The following is an 18,845-nucleotide window of genomic DNA, read 5'->3' as shown; positions in this document are numbered from 1 at the left end:
AACGAAAAGGGGCGGCATGCCTGTTTCACGGGAGATGGCGCTCGACGGCATCGATCATCACCTGCGGCGATACCAGCTGCATCGTGCCGTCGGCGAGGCTCACCGCCACCTGCACGGTACTGGCGCGGGTCATCCGTTCGCCGCTCCGGGCGTCGCTGATCAGGTAGTGGATCTTCAACCGGTTGCGCCATTCGACAAGGTCTGCGCGCACGCGCAGCTGCTGGCCGAAACGCGCCGCCTGCACATAGCGCAGCTGCACGTCGATCACCGGCCAGACGTAGCCGGAATCCTGCATCTGCGCATAGGTGTGGCCGACGCGGTCGAGCAGGGCGCAGCGGGCGATCTCCAGATATTTCACGTAGTGGCCATGCCATACGACGTTCATCGAATCGACGTCGAAAAACGGCACGGTCACCTCGATCTCATGGTGCAGCGGGCCGCGCGCGCGCATCGGATTCTCCAGGCAAAGGGGATGGTTCGGGTGGTTGCCAGTAGGCGTGGAAGTTGAACCACTGACGCGGCGCGAGCAGGCACAGCTGCGCCAGCCGGTCGGCGTAGCGCTGCGTCCAGTCCTTGATGATCGCCTCGCGCCGGCCGCGTTCCCACGACGGGGCGTCGATGAACGGCTCGAGCTTGATCCGGTAGCGGCCCTCGATCTTCAGGCAGCACATCAGGTTGACCGGGCAGCGCAGCAGCCCGGCCAGCAACCAGGGGCCTTGCGGGAAGGCGGCGGGATGGCCGAGAAAATCCACCACCACGCGGCGCCCTTCGTGCAGCGGCACGCGATCACCGGCGATCGCGAGCCACTCGCCGCGATCCAGCCGTTGCGACAGTTCGAGCATCAGTGCGGCATCCATCTCGCTGACCTGCAGCAGCCGCAACTGATGATCGCCCGCCTCGTGCTGCAGACGGTTGAAGTGCGCGACCTTGTTGGTGTGCACCAGCACGTTCAACGGCACCTGTTCCCCGAGCTCGGCCAGTGCGCGGCAGACATCGAGGTTGCCCAGGTGCGTGCCGACCAGGATTTCGCCGCGACCGCCCTGGCGGCTTTTCAGCAGGCGCGTGCGCATGCCGCTGGGATCGTCTAACTGCACTTCGTCCAGCGGCAGCTTGCCGCGCCACACGTCGAGGCGATCGAGCAGGCTGTCGCCGAACGCCATGAACTGGCCGAACACGCTGCCCCACCGCGGGCGCAAGTCGGCGCGGCCGCTCCACGCGGCCAGGTAGTCCTGATATTGGCGCACATGCCGACGCGCGCGCCGCCCGGATACGAAAAAGTACAGCACGATCAGGTACAGCACCGGCGTCATCGGTCGGCGCCCGAGCCGGCGCAGGGCCAGTGCGGTGAGCTTCATCAGCCAGAAGCTGCCGCGCTCCTTCTGCGCCGCCCAATGCTGCGCATGCGCCTCGACATCAGCCATGGGCACGCTCCACCCGCAGGCGGCCGGACGAGCAATGCGCGCCATCGAAGTGATACGCGAAATGCAGCTTGCCCCGTTGGGCATCGTCGGCATCGGGCTCGAAACGCAAACCGAGTTCCAGGCGGTCACCGGGCCGCAGGAGGCGCTGGAATTTCAGCGCCTCCATCTCGCGGCAATGCATCGACGTACCCAGCCGCGGCGCGGAAAGTGCCAGCGCCCAGCCCGCCTGCAGCACGCCGGGCAACACCGGCGCGCGCTGGAAATGGTCGTCGAAGTGGACCAGTTCCAGCGGCAGCTGAAGAGTCAGCATCCAGTGCCCGTCGTGCTCATGTTCGGCCAGCACGATCGCCATGTCGGGCCGCGCGAGATCCAGCCAGCGATCGACGGTCGGCAGGCTGAGTTCACCGGGCGTCGCATCCAGCAGACGCAGCTTGTACGCCGGGTCGCAGGCCCGCTTGCCAAGGTGGTCTTGCAGGTCGGCCAGCAACGCGCCCCGTCCGTGACGGCGCAGCGCGGCGTGGCCGGACGGGTTGAGCAGCAACAGTGCACCGGAACTCCCCGCGTGCGCCTCGGCCAGCCACGGGTGGCTGGCAAGATGGGCAGACACGCGGGCCGGATTCACGCGAAGCTCCGGCGCAAGCGCTTGCGCAACAGCCATTCGCCGGCAAACAGCACGCCCATGATGAAGTACGCGATCAGGCCGTTGTAAAGCGTCCACCACGCCAGCGGCGCCCACAGCGTCAGTGCGGCAGACATGCTGCCGTTGAACGCAAAGAACATGATCCACATCCAGGTGACGGCGCGCGTGTAGCGCACCGCCGCCGGCGGGAGGTTCGGCTCGCGCATGCGCGCAATGCGTTCGATGAACGGCGGGCCGTAGATCAGGCTGAGCCCGAACGCCACCAGCAGCAACGCGCTGATCAACGCCGGATACCAGCGCAGCAGCATCGCCTCGCCGGTGAACGCGAGCAGTGCGCAGTAGGCGATCGCGGCGCCGACCATCCAGCGGCCGCCGGGCTGGCGCAGCAGGCTGGGTGCGCGGATCAGCCAGATCGCGCCGAGCACCAGTGCGAAGATCGGTGGCGGCACCTTTTCCATGCCGTAGTACACGACAAACGGATACAGCAGCCCGGCCAGCGGCAGCAGGATGGGGATCAATCGGCGCATGCGGCCCGCTGCGATTCGACGAAGGCGGCAAGGGTGGCGATCGTGGCGAAATGCCGGCGCGCATCCTTGACGTCCGATTCGATGCGGATGCCGTACTGCTTCTGCAGTGCCAGCGCCAGTTCCAGCGCGTCCACCGAATCCAGACCCAGCCCGTCGCCGAACAGCGGCTGCTCCGCCGGGATGTCGGTCGGGGTGAGGTGTTCGAGATTCAGCGTATCGATGATCAGCCGGGCAATCTCGTGCTCCAGCGCTTCGCGTCCCACGGCGGTATCCGGTGTGTTCACGACGGGTCGAGCTCCTCGAGGAAAAGTTGGTGCAGATGCCGGTTCAGCCGACGCGATGCGATCGGCAGCGGCGCATCGCCAAATGACGAAGGGTCGATGTCATCGCCGATCCGCAGCGCCACGACGACGCGCCGATCCGGGATGCGATACCACGGCTCGGCCTTGGTCAGCGTGGTGGGCGTGACTGAGATGAATACCGGCGTGATCAGGCGCGCGCCGCGCAACGCGATCGCCGCCGCACCCCGGTGGAATCGTGGCGGCTGCCCCGGCGTGGTGCGGGTGCCTTCGGGAAACACCACCAGCGACTGCCCTTCGCGCAGTACTTCGGCCGCCTGTTCGAGCATTTCCGGGCTGCCGTTGTTGCTGATGTATTGCGCCGCGCTCACGGCGCCGCGCATGCACGGGTTGTTCCACAGGCTGGCCTTGACCACGCAATTGGTGTCGCGGATCTGCGCGATCAGGAAGATCACGTCGATCAGCGAAGGATGGTTGGCGATGATGAGCTGCCCGGGGCGGCCGAGCCGGTCGGCGCCGTCGATGCGGAAATCCAGCACGCGCGTGCGATACATGAACTGCATGTGCAGGTAGAACGCACGGCTGATCGCCGCGCGCGCACGACGCCTGCGCGCCACCGCGCCGCCGGGCAAAATTGCCAGCAGGGGCAGCACCAGCACGCACAGAACCAGGCCCCCGATGCCGAAGAACACGAAGCTGGCGCCGGTGGCAAACAGCCGCCACAGCCACGCGTCGCGACGCCGGGTCAGCGGGTGCGCTGCCAGTTCCATCGGCGTGTCTTCCATACATGTTCCAGGGAATGCGCCCGCGTATGCAGCGCGCGCAGAAAGTCGAGCGCATGCGGCCACGGGCATCGTTCGTCGCCACCGTCGTGCCGGTTCAGGCGCAACTGCCAGTCCGATGACTCATCCGCGAAAGCATCGACGTTCCCCACGCGCAGGGCCAGAGCATACGAGAACGGTACATCGTCGATCCACGGCGTGTAAGCCGGCGGCGGCATTTCCTCGGCGACCACCGCCAGCACGCTCGACGCGCCAGCCGCCAGCATGGCGGCGGCTTCCAGCATCGCGTGTTCGAACGTGTCCGCTTCGCCGGCGATGGCCACCGACTCGCCGCGCTGGCCGCGCAGGATCGACCATTGCCCGGCGATCGAGTTGTGCACTGACAAGCCGAACTGGGTCGGCGACAACGGCTGCTCGTCCGCGACTTCGCCGAGCAGGGAAAACGTGCGCGTCGTTTCGCCATGACGCGAGGCGAACACGAACGGCAGTTGTTCGTCGTCGGCGCATAGCGGCGAGGCGACTTCCATCGTCATCCGCGCCAACCGGCTCAATCGGCGCCGCTGCATCGCCGGAAGGGACGCGCATTCCGGTTGCTCCTGCCGATCGGGCACGATGGCTGGTGCCTGCGCCCAGGCTTGCCACGCCTGCGGGCTGTCCAGACCCGGTGCCCATGCACGCCACTGCTCGATGCGCAGCGCGGTCACGCCGCGTTCTCCGCATGACGCCGGAACAGCAGTGCGGCGCAACTGCCGCCGAAGCCGAAATTGCTGGACAGCACGCTGTCGAGCTGCCGCGCATGCGTCCGGGTGACCAGTGGCGCCTCGGCGAAGTCCGGGTCGGATGCGAGCACCGGGCTGCCGGCCGCGATGAAGCCATGCTCCATCATCAGCAGGCAGGCGATCGCATCCAGTGCGCCGGCTGCGCCCGGTGCGTGGCCACTGAGGCCCTTGATCGACGACAGCGGCGGCACCGGTGCGTGGCGTTCGGCGAACACCGCGGCGATCGCCTTCCATTCCTCCGCATCGCCCAGCGGCGTGGAACAGGCGTGCGTGTTGATGTAGTCGGGCAGCGCGTCGGCCGGGTGGCTGCCCGCCCGCGTCGTGTCGATCGGCGGCAGCGCCTGGCGCAGCGCGCGTGCAATGCCGTCGGCACCGGGGCCGACGATGCTGGCCGGATCGGTGCTGGCGCCGTAGCCGGTCAGCTCGGCGAGCACGGTCGCGCCACGTGCCTGCGCGTGCGCCAGCGACTCCAGCACCAGCATGCCGGCCCCGGCGGCCAGCACGAAACCGTCGCGGTTGCGGTCGTACGGGCGTGAGGCCAGCTGGGGTTGTGCGGCGCTGGCGGTGGACAGCGCACCCATGGCGTCGAACCAGGTCGCGGTGCCTTCGAACAGTTCTTCGCTGCCGCCGGTCAGCACGAGCTGCTGCCGGCCCAGCTGGATCAATTCCATCGCGTGACCGATCGCCAGCGATGCGCTGGTACACGCCGAACTTACCGTCATCGCGACGCCACGGATGCCGAACGCGTTGGCGAGCGTGGCCGACAACGCGCTGCTCATGCCGCGCGGCACGAAGAACGGCGACAGGCGGCCGATGCCTTTTTCGCGATAGGCGTTCAGGCCCGCCTCGTATTCGTTCAACGATGCGCCGCCGCCGAGCACGAGGCCGCAGCCATCCCCCTGCAGGGCGGCGCTCGACAAGCCGGCCTGTTCGATCGCCTCGCTCATCGCGTGCCACGCGTACAACGCCGGCTCGGCGAGGAAACGGCGCAATTTGCGCGGCGGTTCGGGCAGCTCGGAAATATCCACCGGGCCGCCGACCCGGGCGTTCAGCCCGCGCCGCGCGAAACTGTCCATCGCGCGCAACCCGCTGCGGCCGTTGCGCAGCGCATCGAGCATGGCCGCGCGGCCGTTGCCGAGGCAGCTGACCACGCCCATGCCGGTCACCACCACGCGTGGCAGGCCGCGCGCGTCGAGCAGGCGTGCCGGCATCAGTCGCACGCCCTGAAAATCAGCGAGGTGTTGATGCCGCCGAAAGCGAAGTTGTTGCTCATCACGCAGTCGGTGTCGATGTCGCGGCCGTCGCCGGTGATGTGGTCGAGTTCGGCACATTCCGGGTCGACGTCGCGCAGGTTGATCGTCGGTGCAAACCAGCCGGCCCGCATCATGCGGATCGCCCACCACGCTTCCAGTGCGCCGCAGGCGCCGAGCGTGTGGCCGACGTAACTCTTCATCGAACTGATCGGCACGCGCGCGCCGAGTACCGACGCCGTGGCGTGGCTCTCGGCCACGTCGCCGCGATCGGTCGCGGTGCCGTGGGCGCTGACGTAGCCGATCGCACTGGCCGGCAATGTGGCGTCGTCCAGCGCCTGCTGCATCGCCACTGCCATCGTTTCGCGCGTCGGCTGGGTGATGTGGCTGCCATCGGAATTGCAGCCGAAGCCGACGATCTCGGCGTGGATCGTCGCGCCGCGCGCCCTGGCGTGTTCGTACTCCTCCAGCACCAGCGTGGTGGCGCCTTCGCCGACCACCAGGCCGTCGCGCGTGCGGTCGAACGGGCGCGGCGTCAGCGTCGGTTCGTCGTTGCGCGTGCTGGTGGCGAACAGCGTGTCGAACACCGCCGCGCCGGGGCCGGACAATTCCTCCGCACCGCCGCACAGCATCATCGCCTGCCTGCCGTAGCGGATCGCCTCGTAGCCGTAGCCGATCGCCTGGCTGCCGGAGGTGCACGCGCTGGAGGTGGGGATGACACGCCCCTTGAGGCCGAAGAACACGCCCACGTTCACCGCCGTGGTGTGCGCCATCATCTGGATGTAGCTGGTCGCGGTGACGCCCTGCATCGAACCGGTATCGAGCATCCTGCCGACCACGCGCACCGGCTCGATGCTGCCGCCGGACGAACCGTAGGCCACGCCCATCCGGCCGTCGCGAATGATCTCGTCGTCGAGCAGGCCCGCATCGCGCAGCGCATGTTCGCTGGCGGCCACTGCCAGTTGCGCCACGCGGCCCATCGAGCGGGTCAGCCGGCGCGGCCAGTGGCCGGGCACGCGGAAATCGTCCACCGGGCAGCCGAGCCGGCCGTTCAGCGCGTCGAAGTAGTCCCACTCATGCATGCGCCGAACCACGTTGCGGCCTTCGCGCAGGCGCGCCTCGATCCGTGCCCAGTCGTGGCCGAGCGCGGTGATGCCGCCCATGCCGGTGATCACCACGCGCTTCATCGCTGGGGTTTCCTGAAAGTGGTGGGGACGATGAGCCCGGGCGACGGCGCGGCGCGCGACGGCCGGGTCGGGGCGGGGATCAGGTGGCGCATGCGGGTTCCCGTCGGTGCCGTCGCCGCAGCAAGGCGGGCGCGCGCGGCAGCATGCCGAGCAGCAGCCGCGTGTGCATCGCGGTGATGCGCAGGTTGTCGCGCAGCATGCGGAAGTGGGACAGGCCGTTTTCCGGGTAGATCACACGGGTCGGCAGGTTGCGCACCGGCACGCCGCGCCAGCACAGCCGCACCGCGATCTCGGTGTCGAAATCCATCCGTGCCGGCAGCGGTGCCCGGGCGATCTCGGCACAGGTTTCCGCTAGCGGATACAGGCGATAGCCGCACATCGAATCGTCGATCGCCAGCGACAGCGTTTCCATCCACACGCAGACGTGGGTGAGGTAGCGGCCGTACAGGCGCGCACGCGGCACGCTGTCGTCGTAGACGGCGCGGCCGCAGATCATGGCTTGCGGGTGTGCCTGTGCTTCGGCAATGAATCGGGGCGCGTCGTCGGTGTCGTGCTGGCCGTCGGCGTCGATCTGCAGCGCGTGGGTGTAGCCACGGTCGCGCGCGGCCAGCAAGCCGGCGGTGAGGGCGCGACCCTTGCCCTGGTTGTGCGGCAGACGCAGCAGCTGGATGTCGCCGGCTTCGCCGACCAGCGCATCGAGCACCTCGCGAGTGGCCGCGTTGCTCCCGTCGTCCACGATCACCACGGGCAGGCCTTGCGCGCGCAGTGCCTGCGCGGTGCGGGCGATCGTGTCCTTGTGGTTGTAGATCGGTATCAGTGCGCAGGGGGCGAAGCGTTCGGCCGTCGCTGACATGGGGTGCAGCCGGGCAACGTCAGCGGGCGAGCAGGGTGTGCACGGTGGCGACCACGTCGCCCACGGTGCGCACACTCTTGAAATCCTCGGGTTTGATGCGCATGCCGGTCATTTCCTGCACCTGGATCGCCAGATCCACCGCATCGATGCTGTCCAGTTCCAGTTCCGTGAACAAGTGCGCCGAAGGGGTGACGCGCGCCGGATCGATCTCGAAGGTGTCCCGAAGTACTTCCCTGAGCCTGTCAAGGATGTTCTCGTCGCTGATCCCTGCTGCCATCATCGTGCTCATAACTCGTCCGCCTGCCCAATCCATGCGTGTGCTTGGGGGGCGCCTGCACCGGGCTCGATGGCACCGAAACCGACATCCCCTGTGTTTTTCGAAACCGTGGGTTTCGAGCTCGACGATCGGCCTGAGCCGATCTTCCCGCGAAGCGGGCCCCTGGTGACCTTGCCCTTTCAAGGCAATGGCTTATACACGAATAATCGTGTGGAAGTGTAGCAGAACCGATGCCGGCGTCCGCCATGCGACGCCGTTTCGGCAGCCCAAACAAAAGAGCCGCCAGAGACCTTCCTGGCGGCTCCGTGTGTCCATCGTGCAGCTTACTGACCGCGCATGCGGCCCTGGAAGCGGGTGCCGTTGTTGCCCATGTGGGCCAGCTTGATCTTGCCGATCGCGCTGATGCGCTCTTCGGCGAGACGATCGGCGGCCTTGTAGGTCGGGATGTTCTCGGTCTTGCTGATCTCGAAGATGCGGCCGAGGTTGTAATAGATCGTGCGCATCATGCGCATCGCGCGCTCGCGGTTGTAGCCGTCGATTTCCAGCGACACGTTCATCACGCCACCGGCGTTGACCGCGTAATCCGGCGCATACAGCACGCCGCGGCGCTGCAGCTCGTCGCCGATCTCGTCGGTGGCCAGCTGGTTGTTGGCCGGGCCGCAGATGATCTTGGCCTTGATCCGGTCGATGGTCTGCTCGTTGACGGTGCCGCCCAGCGCGCACGGCGAGTACACGTCGGCGTCGACGTCGTAGATCTCGTCCAGGCCGACCGCTTCGCAGCCCAGCTCGTCGACGCAACGCTGCACCGCTTCCTTGTTGATGTCGGTGACGAACACCTTGGCGCCCTGTTCGCGCAGCAGCTTGATGTACTCGCCGCCGACATGGCCGCAGCCCTGCACCGCGTAGCTGTACTTGCCCACGTCCTCGTTGCCGTGCTTGAACTGCAGCGCGGCCATCAGGCCCTGCAGGGTGCCGTAGGCGGTGAACGGCGACGGGTCGCCCGAGCCGCCATGCACCTGGTGCACGCCGGTCACGTACTCGGTCTCGCGGAACACGTATTCCATGTCGTTGACGTCGATGCCGACGTCCTCGGCGGTGATGTAGCGGCCGTTCAACGAGTTGACGAAGCGGCCGAACGCGCGGAACAGCGCCTCGGACTTGTCCTTGCTCGGATCGCCGATGATCACCGCCTTGCCGCCGCCCAGGTTCAGGCCGGCCACGGCGTTCTTGAAGGTCATGCCGCGCGACAGGCGCAGCACGTCGTTCACTGCCTCCTGCTCGGTCTTGTACGGCCACATGCGCAGGCCGCCGAGCGCGGGGCCCAGCACCGTGTTGTGGATCGCGATGATGGCCTTCAGGCCGGCGTCCTTGTTGTGGCAAAAGACGACTTCTTCGTGACCCGTGTTGGCGATGGTTTCAAAGATCATTGGAACGGTGACTCCATGATTACGGTGCCGGTGGGCATCTGCAGAGGGGCGGCGGGGAGCGAGCCCAGCCAAGGTATGAAAACGCCGGAAACTCATCGCCCCGACCGAGGCCGGGGCGAGAATCAAAGCGCGAAGTTTAATACTTCATCCCATGACATGGTGATGCGGCGCAGCAAACCGCTTGTGGACGGGCTCGGCGTCAGCGACGCCAATGACCCTCACGAAACCGCCAACCGTGGCGCCCATGCACCCAGTGTGCCGGCGCATAGCGGTAGCCCGGCCGGACATGCACCCAGTGTCCTGTGGCCCAGATGTGACGATGCCCGTCCCAGCGCCAGTAGCCCGGCGCCCAGACATAACCGCGGCGCGGCGGCGGCACACGCTCGAAACGCGGTGGTGGCGGCCCGACACTGACGCCAATGCCCACCGAAACCCGGGCCGCTGCAGGCGGCGCATAGGTCGCGCCGACGAACGTCAGGCCGATTCCGGCGAGCAAAGCCAGCTTGAGGGGCAACGTGTTTTTCATGTGGGTCTCCGTCAGCGCCGCACCATGCGGCAGGCATGACCGGAAACGACGGAACACGCCGGCAGTTGACCTGCCGGGCCGGCTCGTTCAGCCACGGGCCGGAGATTACATATGGCAATTCGGCGCATGGCCGCTGCTGCGCGCCTTCTCGTACACCGGCAGCAATTGCTGCGCCTGCTGGTTCAACGCCTGCGCGCGGTTGCCGGAAGACGGATGGGTGGACAGGAACGCCGGCGGCTTGCTGCCGCCTTGCGCGCCCATCTTCTGCCACAGCGTCACCGCCGCGCGCGGGTCGAAACCGGCCTGCGCCATGTAGCGCTGGCCGAGCGTGTCGGCTTCGCTTTCCTGGGTGCGCGAGAACGGCAGCAGGATGCCCACCTCGGCGCCGAGGCCGAGCGCCGCCGCGACGTAACCGGCATTGGTGCCGCGCGAGCCGGCGTAGATGGTGCCGGCCGCCACCGCGGCCTGGGTGGCCATGTTGTCGGAGACGCGCTCGGCACCGTGCCTGGCGACCACGTGCGACAGCTCATGCCCCAGCACCACGGCCAGCTGATCCTGATTGCTGGCGAGCTTGAACATGCCCTTGTTCACGCCGATCCGGCCGCCGGGCAGGGCGAACGCGTTGGCGGTGTCGTCGCCCACGATCTGGACCTCCCACTGCTGCGTGTTCCACGGCGGTGGCAGCACCGCGATCAGCGCGCGCGACACGCAGGTCGCGTAGGCGCGTTCGCGCGGCGCATCGACGAATTTGCCCTGCTTGCGCATGTCGTTGAACGCGGTCAGCCCCATCTGGCTCATCTGGCTGTCCGACACCACCATCAGCTGGGACCGACCGGTCGGCGAAGTGACGCAGCCGGCCAGCAACGCGGCGGCCAGTGATGCGAGCAGATGGCGATATTTCATGCGTGATTCCCTGATGACGGTGGTGGTTCGAGCATACCCGCAGGAAATCACGATCGGGATCAACACGATGTTGATGAAATGCACGAACGATCGTGCTATTTTCACCGCATGACAACCGCAACCCATCCCGGCAAGCGCGCTTCCACCCGTGAAACCATCCTCGACCACGCCTACGCGCTGGCCCGTCGCGACGGGCTGGAAGGCCTGTCGATCGGCAATCTGGCCGGCGACGTGGGCATGTCCAAGAGCGGCGTGTTCGCCCACTTCGGCTCGCGCGAAGACCTGCAACTGGCCGTGCTCGACACCGGCAGGAACCGCTTCGTGACCCAGGTGCTGCTACCGGCGCTGCAGCAGCCGCGCGGCCTGCCGCGGCTGCGCGCGATCGTGGCGAACTGGTTCGAATGGAGCCGCGAGCACCAGAGCGGCTGCGTGCTGCTGTCCGCCGTCAGCGAGTACGACGGCCGCGACGGCGCGCTGCACGACGGCGTGGTGCGGCAACAGGCCGGCTGGCGCGACGAACTGCAGAAGGCGATCGCGCAGGCGGTCAAACTGGGTCACCTGCGCGATGACACCGACGTCGCACTGCTGGCCTTCCAGATCTATGCCCTGATGCTCGGCCTGCACCACGACGCCGGGCTGTTCGGATTCGACGAAGCCGGCCAGCGCACCCGCGCGGCCTTCGAGCGCCTGTGGCGCAGCTGGCAAACCTGAGGCGAGATCCATGTCCACCGTCATCGACAGACTCAAGCTCACCACCGTGCGCACCGGCTTCGTGCTGGGCGGCCGGATCGCACCGAAGCGCACGGTGAACCGCGCCGCGCGCCTGTTCGCCACCCCGTTCGCCAGCAGCCGCAGCCGCGCACAGGCGGCGCAGGGCGATGCGGACATGCAGCGCGGCGAGTTGCACGTCAACGGCGAATCCATCGCCACCTACGTCTGGGGCGAGCCGTCGAGCCAGCCCTACGCGCTGCTGGCGCACGGCTGGTCCAGCTTCGGCCTGCGCTTCCTGCCGTGGGTGGCGCGGCTGCGCGCGCAAGGCCTGGCCGTGGTCACCTTCGACCAGCCCGGCCACGGCCACAGCACCGGCAAGCTGTGCACGCTGCCGGAATTCATCGCCACGATCCGCGCGATCGGCGCGCACTATGGCAACGCCGCGCTTGCGGTCGGCCACTCGCTCGGCGGAGCCGCGGTCACCCTCGCGCAGGACGAAGCCTGGCATGCCGAGCAACTGATCTTGGTGGCGCCGGCCGCCGACATGAAGGCGGCGGCGCGGCGCTTCTTCCGCTTCGTGCACCTGGCCGGCTACCTGCGCGAGCCCTTCTACGCCTGGCTGCACCGGCGCACCGGCGTGCACATCGACGAGCTGCAACTGGAACGCAAACTGCCCATGCTGGGCCAGCCCGCGCTGATCGTGCACGACCTCGACGACACCGACGTGCCGTGGGGCGAGGGCGAGCGTTACGCCCAGCACTGGGCCGGCGCGCGGCTGTACACCACCGAAGGACTGGGCCACCGCCGCGTGCTCGACGCACCCGAGGTGATCGAGGCGGCGCTGGCCTTCGTGCGTGGCGAAGAGGTCGGTACACGCGTGGTCGGCAGCCCGAACCTCTCGCTTTGCGTGTGACTTTCCTTCTCCCTCTGGGAGAAGGTGCCCGGAGGGCGAATGAGGGTGCGTGCGAAGCGAAGTGGTGAATCCCGCAGATCTTAAATCTCTTCGCACCCCGAATCCTCACCCCGGCCCTCGCCCAAAGGAAGAGGGGGGCAATTCCGCGTGCTTACCGTCGATCCACTAGAATCGACAGGATCAAGCACAGATGTCGGAGTTGCCATGAGTTCCCCCGCCAAGCACGTCCCCGCCGCCACCGCGCCCGCCGAAACCACCCCGCTGCGTTTCGTCACCGCGGCCAGCCTGTTCGATGGCCACGACGCGGCGATCAACATCATGCGGCGGATCATCCAGTCGCAGGGCGCGGAGGTGATCCACCTCGGCCACAACCGCTCGGTCGAGGACGTGGTGCGCGCCGCGTTGCAGGAAGACGCCGACGCGATCGCGCTGTCGTCCTACCAGGGCGGCCACGTCGAGTACTTCAAGTACATGGTCGACATGTTGCGCGAGCGCGGCGCCGGCCACGTGCGCGTGTTCGGCGGCGGCGGCGGCACCATCACGCCGGAAGAAATCCGCGAGCTGCAGGCCTACGGCGTCGAGCGCATCTACCACCCCAACGACGGCATGAAGCTCGGCCTGGTCGAGATGATCGAGGACGTGATGCAGCGCGCCGGCAGCGCCGCCGCGAAGCGCGCCGAATCCGAATCGCACGCGCTGCCCAAGGTCGACATCGACGACGAGATCTCGATCGGCCACATGCTCTCGGCCATCGAGGAAGGCAAGCTCGCCGGGACCGAACTCGAGCACCAGCGCAAGCAGTGGAAACTCGCCGGCAAGCACACGCCCGTGCTCGGCCTCACCGGCACCGGCGGCGCCGGCAAGTCGTCGGTGGTGGACGAACTGCTGCTGCGCTTCCTGCACGCGTTCCCCGAGATGCGCATCGCCGTGCTCGCGGTCGATCCCACCCGCCGCCGCTCCGGCGGTGCGCTGCTGGGCGACCGCATCCGCATGAACTCGTTGCGCTCCAAGCGCGTGTACATGCGCTCGATGGCCACCCGCCGCCAGCACGCCGCCACCAGCATCGTGCTGCACGACTGCATCGACTTCCTGAAGAGCCAGCCGTACGACCTGGTGATCGTCGAGACCGCCGGCATCGGCCAGAGCGATTCGGAGATCGTCGACCTGGTCGATTTCCCGGTCTACGTGATGACCAGCGACTACGGCGCCGCCAGCCAGCTGGAGAAGATCGACATGATCGACTTCGCCGACCTGGTGGTGCTGAACAAGTTCGACAAGCGCGGCGCCGAAGACGCGCTGCGCGACGTGCGCAAGCAGTGGAAGCGCAACCACACCGCGTTCGGCGTGAAGGACGAGGACGTGCCGGTCTATCCGACCATCGCCAGCCAGTTCAACGACCCGGGCGTGACCTGGATGTTCACCAACCTGTGCCGGCTGATGCGCGACAAGCTCGCGCTGCCGGCGGAGAAATGGTCGCCCCAGCTCGACACCACGCTGAAGGAGCCGCGCGCCACCGTGCTGATCCCCGGCTCGCGTGTCCGCTACCTCGCCGAGATCGCCGAGCAGGGCCGCGCCATCAACGGCGCCATCGCCCACCAGGCCGAATTCGCCAGCAAGGCGCAGCACTACTACGAGGCGCTGAAGGAGCTCGGCGACCCGCAACTGCCGCGTCCGCTCGACCTCTACAGCAGCGCCGACCTGCACGCATCTGTGGGAGCGACTTCAGTCGCGATCGGCCAGAGCGTCGCGGCTGAAGCCGCTCCCACGACCGAAGGAAGTCCCTTGTGGACAGGTAGTGTGGATCGCTCTGTTCTCCTGCTCCGCCAGCGCTACAACGCCGCCCTCAAGGAACTCAGCCACGAAGCCATCCACCAGCTGCGCGAATGGCCGGCGCTGTACGCCTCGGTCACCGCCGACGTCAACGAATACAAGGTGCGCGACAAGGTCATCCGCGTCGACAACTACCGCGAATCGCTGAGCCACCAGAAAGTGCCCAAGGTGGCGCCGCCGAAGTCGAAGGACTGGGGCGAACTGGTCAGCTTCCTCGGCCGCGAGAACCTGCCCGGCCACTACCCGTACACCGGCGGCGTCTACCCGTACCGCCGCAGCGGCGAAGATCCCACCCGCATGTTCGCCGGCGAAGGCACGCCCGAGCGCACCAACCGCCGCTTCCACTACCTCAGCCAGGGCGGCGCCGCCACGCGCCTGTCCACCGCGTTCGACTCGGTCACCCTGTACGGTGAAGACCCGGCGCCACGCCCGGACATCTACGGCAAGATCGGCAACTCCGGCGTCAACATCGCCACCCTCGACGACATGAAGAAGCTGTACTCCGGCTTCGACCTCAGCGCGCCCAGCACCTCGGTGTCCATGACCATCAACGGCCCCGCGCCGATGATCCTGGCGATGTTCATGAACACCGCCATCGACCAGAACGTCGAGAAGTACCTGAAGGAAGACGACAAGCGCTGGGCCACCGCGCAGCAGACCATCGACAAGCTGTACAAGAACGTGGCGCGCCCGCAGTACCACGGCGACCTGCCCAAGGGTAACGACGGCCTGGGCCTGGGCCTGCTCGGTGTCTGCGGCGACGAACTGGTCGATGCGGAAACCTACGCCCGCATCAAGGCCGACACGCTCACCAAGGTGCGCGGCACCGTGCAGGCCGACATCCTGAAGGAAGACCAGGCGCAGAACACCTGCATCTTCTCCACCGAATTTGCGCTGCGCATGATGGGCGACATCCAGCAGTACTTCGTCGACCACAAGGTGCGCAACTTCTATTCGGTCAGCATCAGCGGGTATCACATCGCCGAAGCCGGGGCCAACCCGATCAGCCAGCTCGCCTTCACCCTGAGCAACGGCTTCACCATCGTCGAGTACTACCTCGCCCGCGGCATGAGCGTGGACGACTTCGCGCCCAACTTGAGCTTCTTCTTCTCCAACGGCATGGACCCGGAGTACACCGTGATCGGCCGCGTCGCCCGCCGCATCTGGGCCCGCGCCATGCGCGAGCGCTACGGTGCCAGCGCGCGCAGCCAGATGATGAAGTACCACATCCAGACCTCAGGCCGCTCGCTGCACGCGCAGGAGATCCAGTTCAACGACATCCGCACCACGCTGCAGGCGATGTACGCGCTGTTCGACAACTGCAATTCGCTGCATACCAATGCTTACGACGAGGCGATCACCACGCCGACCGAGGAAAGCGTGCGGCGGGCGGTGGCGATTCAGATGATCATCAACAAGGAGCTGGGGCTGAACTTCAACGAGAATCCGTGGCAGGGGAGTTACGTGGTCGACACGCTGACTGACCTGGTCGAGGAGGCGGTGTACAAGGAGTTCGAGGCGATCAGCGAGCGGGGTGGGGTGCTTGGGGCGATGGACACGATGTACCAGCGCGGCAAGATCCAGGATGAGTCGATGTATTACGAGCACAAGAAGCATGATGGGTCGTTGCCGTTGATCGGCGTCAACACGTTCCTGCCGAAGGATCATGGTGGGGAGATCGCTACCGAGATCGAGTTGATTCGGTCGACGGAGGAAGAGAAGGGGCAGCAGATCGCCAACGTGAAGCGGTATGGGGAGGCGCGGAATGCGCTGGCCTCGGATAGCCTCAAGGTGCTGCAGGTGACGGCTCGGGATCGGCGCAATGTATTCGAGCAGTTGATCGAGGCGGTTAAGTACAACTCGCTGGGGCAGATCTCGCATGCGCTGTATGACGTGGGTGGGGAGTATCGGCGGAATATGTAGTGTCAGCGTTTCACGGGCGATAACGCCATAGAGTTCTCTGCAGAACGAGGTGAAGAATGCGGTCGTTCAGTATCGACAAAGACATGGTGATTGGCGGCTATGTGGTGACGGCATCTGCCACATACGAAGAAGCCCTGAAAAACTTCCTTCCATTGATTGGGCGATTGGATATTCAGCGGGACACGTTGAAAGCAAAGTTCTATGCTCGTCTTGAAGATGACATCGTTAAGGGCTGTGTGATGCCTCCGATAACGATTTCGCTAGTCGATACTCTTGAAGACAACCTTACGTTAGTTCAGGCCGAGGAATTCATCTCAGACCGAATTCATGACGCTTTCGTTCTCGACGGAATCCAGCGATTGAATACGCTTTCGCGTGCTGCAAATCGTGAAGGCTTCGATGCCGCCCGACCCATATACGTAAATTTCGTCCTGGCTCCATCACGTGATCGTCTGCTATATCGAATGATCACACTCAACAATGGCCAAAAGGCAATGTCTGCGCGGCATCAGATTGATGCGCTGGCCGATGCGTTCTTCGATTTTGATGGCGTTGAAATGAACCTGGTTCCCGAGAAGGGACGTGGGCGAGTCCGTGCTCCCGATACATTCCGGAAGGCGGATTTCGTCAAGGGCTATGTTGCGTACCTGAGTGATTCGGTCAATATCGATAATCAAAAAATTATCGAAGAAAAAATGGACGAGCTTATAGCAGCTCGAATCATCGATTCCGATATTGTGACGCGCCAACGAGAATTTATCGATGTTGTGTCGGTGATCAACCGTATGAGCCAGAACGAATATCTTCGAGCTTGGATTAGGGTGCAGAATAACTTCATAGGATTCTGCGTTGGCGCCAAAGGATCAATTGATTATTTGCTGGTCGTTGGGATGGCTGAGCTTGAAGCCGGTGTCCGCACTTTCGAAGGTGCTTTTTCATCTGTTGATGTAAGCAAGGTGAATCTGGGTAGGGTGCGAAGAGAGGTGATTTCCAGGTATATATCAGACATTGATAATTACATGGCGCTTGATGGCTACGATTTGCTCGACAAGATATCTGAATGGATTTGATTTAAGATGATTTCTGTCGATGGCATTGAATACTCTTTCTCTCGTAAGCTACCTGCCGGTGCCGACAAGTGTACGCAGCTCTTTCTGCTTCGCCTTTTATTGGGGAATGCGGCGATTCGAAAAGGTGCGTTGACAGTTAGGCAACGAACGAATTACTCAGTTTTTCCGAGCGCTGCCCAATCGCTTACTTGGACTGCTGCGCTGGCTGAGTTAAACGGGAATTATCGAACTCGCATCTCGGGCCCGGTATTCGTCCGGCGGGCGATGTCTGACAATAGGGTGTTTTTTCGTGACATTCTGAATGAATTTTCGCATTATTTTTTGCACTCCTACCGGGGCAGTCATATCGCAGCGTTCGTATCTTTATACAGGGTTCTTGAGAGGTTTTCATATAGCGTGCCGCTCTTGTACTGCTCGACACAGCGTGATTTTGCCAAAACGTTTGAAGACCTCAAGAAGATGTTCTCTACACAGAGCATTGGAGAGCTTGGGTTATTCAACAAATTTCTTCGCGCGGGGGGCTTGATCGATAAGATCGTACTGGAATCGTTGTGCGAAATAAGCTTCACATCTGCGAGTGGTAACGAGGCTAGATATTTTGATGCCGCTGCTAAGTGCTATGAAAAATATGAGGCCAAAGATGCCAGTCGGGCAACCTTGGGGTTAAGATTTGGTGATGTGCCTAAGCTGATCGTCGCCATACGGAATAGATTCTTCCATCTCCTTTCTGGTGGCTGGCAGGAAAATATCTCTATGACTGAAATCTGGGACGCAGACGAGTTTTTCGAGGGTATGAACGGGGTTTTCTGCAACTTTCTGTCTGTGGTGATCGTGTCGGTGTTAGTTCATAAATATTCAGAATAAGAAATGCTGACGGTAAAAAAAGAGGCTGAATTCAATTACAGCCATTTGAAATCATGTAAGCGTGCGATTCTTGGTCGCGTTGTCATTTTCTGCGTATCAAAACACAGACGTTCAAATTCATTAATTTGAGGATGTATCCGATGGAAGCTGTAGGAGAGTCGCAAGAGTTCACGTTCGTTACCGACAATGATCAATTCTATCAAGGCGCTCTGACCATGGTGACGAGGACCAATTCTGCGCCGGGTCTTTCGTCAGAACCGAAATCGTCGCGTGAGAACGCGGCTTCGCTCTACCGTTGGTTGCCGGCGAACAGCGAGGGAGGGCATCCCGCACAGCTTGCTGAGCTCATCGACGCAGTGGAGGCGCGTGGAGCTGAAGTGGTCGAAATTTACATTCACCAGGGGAAAACGGGACGGAGGAAGTTAAATACCATCGAACGTCGTTTCCGCGCACGTCGGCCGTCCGGGCGTTGCAAGCTTACGGCATCACCCGGTTAACTTCCTCCGTCCCGTTTTTGCCCGTTTTTGCCTCGGCCCAGTTTCGAGGAGGCCCGCGCGTGGAGCGCAGATGGCCTTGGGCTGACGTGCAGCGAACCTGCGACGATCTCCCCGACCACGTTCTTGGGCAGCGCCCCGAGGTCGGTGTAGGTCGCCGGTCGATCTG

19 protein-coding genes are annotated in these 18,845 nt (G+C 64.6%); 5 read left to right on the top strand and 14 right to left on the bottom strand.

The annotated features are described in order from the left end of the window. Window positions 1-25: 25 nt before the first annotated feature. From CIW53_RS05140 to CIW53_RS05075, 14 genes are all read right to left on the bottom strand, one after another. Complete coding sequence (locus tag CIW53_RS05140; protein WP_149363626.1) at window positions 26-451, bottom strand: acyl-CoA thioesterase; 426 nt, start codon at window positions 449-451, stop codon at window positions 26-28. Further along, complete coding sequence (locus tag CIW53_RS05135) at window positions 423-1,421, bottom strand: glycosyl transferase (protein ID WP_149363625.1); 999 nt, start codon at window positions 1,419-1,421, stop codon at window positions 423-425. The genes CIW53_RS05140 and CIW53_RS05135 overlap by 29 nt, the downstream gene beginning before the upstream one ends. Then, window positions 1,414-2,043, bottom strand: a complete 630-nt coding sequence (locus CIW53_RS17880; RefSeq protein ID WP_242451778.1) for a hypothetical protein — start codon at window positions 2,041-2,043, stop codon at window positions 1,414-1,416. Before CIW53_RS17880 ends, CIW53_RS05135 begins: the two co-directional genes overlap by 8 nt. Further along, window positions 2,040-2,588, bottom strand: a complete 549-nt coding sequence (locus tag CIW53_RS05125) for a hypothetical protein (protein WP_149363624.1) — start codon at window positions 2,586-2,588, stop codon at window positions 2,040-2,042. Before CIW53_RS05125 ends, CIW53_RS17880 begins: the two co-directional genes overlap by 4 nt. Next, window positions 2,576-2,872 carry a phosphopantetheine-binding protein gene (locus tag CIW53_RS05120; RefSeq protein WP_242451777.1) on the bottom strand — a complete coding sequence of 99 codons (297 nt, stop codon included), beginning with the start codon at window positions 2,870-2,872 and terminating at the stop codon, window positions 2,576-2,578. Before CIW53_RS05120 ends, CIW53_RS05125 begins: the two co-directional genes overlap by 13 nt. Then, window positions 2,869-3,672: a lysophospholipid acyltransferase family protein gene (locus CIW53_RS05115; protein WP_242451776.1), complete on the bottom strand. Its 804-nt coding sequence runs from the start codon at window positions 3,670-3,672 to the stop codon at window positions 2,869-2,871. The genes CIW53_RS05120 and CIW53_RS05115 overlap by 4 nt, the downstream gene beginning before the upstream one ends. Continuing rightward, a complete protein-coding gene (locus CIW53_RS05110) occupies window positions 3,633-4,373 on the bottom strand; it encodes a beta-ketoacyl synthase chain length factor (RefSeq protein WP_149363623.1) in 741 nt (246 codons plus the stop codon). The genes CIW53_RS05115 and CIW53_RS05110 overlap by 40 nt, the downstream gene beginning before the upstream one ends. Then, window positions 4,370-5,659 (bottom strand): beta-ketoacyl synthase N-terminal-like domain-containing protein, encoded by a 1,290-nt coding sequence (locus CIW53_RS05105; protein WP_149363622.1) that lies wholly within the window; start codon window positions 5,657-5,659, stop codon window positions 4,370-4,372. Before CIW53_RS05105 ends, CIW53_RS05110 begins: the two co-directional genes overlap by 4 nt. Continuing rightward, complete coding sequence (locus CIW53_RS05100) at window positions 5,659-6,885, bottom strand: beta-ketoacyl-ACP synthase (protein ID WP_149363621.1); 1,227 nt, start codon at window positions 6,883-6,885, stop codon at window positions 5,659-5,661. Before CIW53_RS05100 ends, CIW53_RS05105 begins: the two co-directional genes overlap by 1 nt. Before the next feature lie 79 nt (window positions 6,886-6,964). Beyond that, window positions 6,965-7,738 (bottom strand): glycosyltransferase family 2 protein, encoded by a 774-nt coding sequence (locus CIW53_RS05095; RefSeq protein WP_149363620.1) that lies wholly within the window; start codon window positions 7,736-7,738, stop codon window positions 6,965-6,967. 19 nt (window positions 7,739-7,757) lie between these two features. Further along, a complete protein-coding gene (locus tag CIW53_RS05090) occupies window positions 7,758-8,027 on the bottom strand; it encodes an acyl carrier protein (protein ID WP_197736626.1) in 270 nt (89 codons plus the stop codon). A gap of 311 nt (window positions 8,028-8,338) precedes the next feature. Then, on the bottom strand, window positions 8,339-9,442 hold the full coding sequence (locus tag CIW53_RS05085) for a Glu/Leu/Phe/Val dehydrogenase dimerization domain-containing protein (protein ID WP_149363619.1): 1,104 nt from the start codon (window positions 9,440-9,442) through the stop codon (window positions 8,339-8,341). Between the two features lie 199 nt (window positions 9,443-9,641). After that, window positions 9,642-9,968, bottom strand: coding sequence for a YXWGXW repeat-containing protein (locus CIW53_RS05080; protein ID WP_149363618.1), 327 nt, complete (start codon window positions 9,966-9,968; stop codon window positions 9,642-9,644). 105 nt (window positions 9,969-10,073) lie between these two features. Further along, window positions 10,074-10,871, bottom strand: coding sequence for a M48 family metallopeptidase (locus CIW53_RS05075; protein WP_149363617.1), 798 nt, complete (start codon window positions 10,869-10,871; stop codon window positions 10,074-10,076). A gap of 108 nt (window positions 10,872-10,979) precedes the next feature. Here CIW53_RS05075 and CIW53_RS05070 point away from each other — a divergent pair, with 108 nt between their 5' ends. From CIW53_RS05070 to CIW53_RS05050, 5 genes are all read left to right on the top strand, one after another. Continuing rightward, window positions 10,980-11,582, top strand: coding sequence for a TetR/AcrR family transcriptional regulator (locus CIW53_RS05070; protein WP_149363616.1), 603 nt, complete (start codon window positions 10,980-10,982; stop codon window positions 11,580-11,582). 10 nt (window positions 11,583-11,592) lie between these two features. Then, entirely contained in the window at window positions 11,593-12,495 is a 903-nt protein-coding gene (locus tag CIW53_RS05065; RefSeq protein WP_149363615.1) for an alpha/beta hydrolase, read from the top strand. A 204-nt stretch (window positions 12,496-12,699) separates the two neighbouring features. After that, complete coding sequence (locus tag CIW53_RS05060) at window positions 12,700-16,248, top strand: methylmalonyl-CoA mutase family protein (protein ID WP_149363614.1); 3,549 nt, start codon at window positions 12,700-12,702, stop codon at window positions 16,246-16,248. A gap of 56 nt (window positions 16,249-16,304) precedes the next feature. Next, window positions 16,305-17,318 carry a hypothetical protein gene (locus CIW53_RS05055; RefSeq protein WP_149363613.1) on the top strand — a complete coding sequence of 338 codons (1,014 nt, stop codon included), beginning with the start codon at window positions 16,305-16,307 and terminating at the stop codon, window positions 17,316-17,318. 6 nt (window positions 17,319-17,324) lie between these two features. Next, the gene (locus CIW53_RS05050; protein ID WP_149363612.1) at window positions 17,325-18,182 is read left to right on the top strand and encodes a hypothetical protein; all 858 of its coding nucleotides are present in this window, start codon (window positions 17,325-17,327) and stop codon (window positions 18,180-18,182) included. Window positions 18,183-18,845: the final 663 nt, after the last annotated feature.

The organism is Rhodanobacter sp. T12-5, from assembly GCF_008329435.1.
GTDB lineage: Bacteria > Pseudomonadota > Gammaproteobacteria > Xanthomonadales > Rhodanobacteraceae > Rhodanobacter.
This window is presented reverse-complemented; position numbering and strand designations above follow the sequence as displayed.

Bases quoted from the DNA above. Each gene is read 5' to 3' on its own strand.
- CIW53_RS05135 (WP_149363625.1), bottom strand. From the start codon at position 1,421: ATGGCTGATGTCGAGGCGCATGCGCAGCATTGGGCGGCGCAGAAGGAG.
- CIW53_RS05085 (WP_149363619.1), bottom strand. From the start codon at position 9,442: ATGATCTTTGAAACCATCGCCAACACGGGTCACGAAGAAGTCGTCTTT.
- CIW53_RS05075 (WP_149363617.1), bottom strand. From the start codon at position 10,871: ATGAAATATCGCCATCTGCTCGCATCACTGGCCGCCGCGTTGCTGGCC.
- CIW53_RS05070 (WP_149363616.1), top strand. From the start codon at position 10,980: ATGACAACCGCAACCCATCCCGGCAAGCGCGCTTCCACCCGTGAAACC.
- CIW53_RS05055 (WP_149363613.1), top strand. From the start codon at position 16,305: ATGCGGTCGTTCAGTATCGACAAAGACATGGTGATTGGCGGCTATGTG.
- CIW53_RS05100 (WP_149363621.1), bottom strand. From the start codon at position 6,885: ATGAAGCGCGTGGTGATCACCGGCATGGGCGGCATCACCGCGCTCGGC.
- CIW53_RS05065 (WP_149363615.1), top strand. From the start codon at position 11,593: ATGTCCACCGTCATCGACAGACTCAAGCTCACCACCGTGCGCACCGGC.
- CIW53_RS05125 (WP_149363624.1), bottom strand. From the start codon at position 2,588: ATGCGCCGATTGATCCCCATCCTGCTGCCGCTGGCCGGGCTGCTGTAT.
- CIW53_RS05080 (WP_149363618.1), bottom strand. From the start codon at position 9,968: ATGAAAAACACGTTGCCCCTCAAGCTGGCTTTGCTCGCCGGAATCGGC.
- CIW53_RS05090 (WP_197736626.1), bottom strand. From the start codon at position 8,027: ATGAGCACGATGATGGCAGCAGGGATCAGCGACGAGAACATCCTTGAC.
- CIW53_RS05115 (WP_242451776.1), bottom strand. From the start codon at position 3,672: ATGGAAGACACGCCGATGGAACTGGCAGCGCACCCGCTGACCCGGCGT.
- CIW53_RS05105 (WP_149363622.1), bottom strand. From the start codon at position 5,659: ATGCCGGCACGCCTGCTCGACGCGCGCGGCCTGCCACGCGTGGTGGTG.
- CIW53_RS05060 (WP_149363614.1), top strand. From the start codon at position 12,700: ATGAGTTCCCCCGCCAAGCACGTCCCCGCCGCCACCGCGCCCGCCGAA.
- CIW53_RS05140 (WP_149363626.1), bottom strand. From the start codon at position 451: ATGCGCGCGCGCGGCCCGCTGCACCATGAGATCGAGGTGACCGTGCCG.
- CIW53_RS05095 (WP_149363620.1), bottom strand. From the start codon at position 7,738: ATGTCAGCGACGGCCGAACGCTTCGCCCCCTGCGCACTGATACCGATC.
- CIW53_RS05050 (WP_149363612.1), top strand. From the start codon at position 17,325: ATGATTTCTGTCGATGGCATTGAATACTCTTTCTCTCGTAAGCTACCT.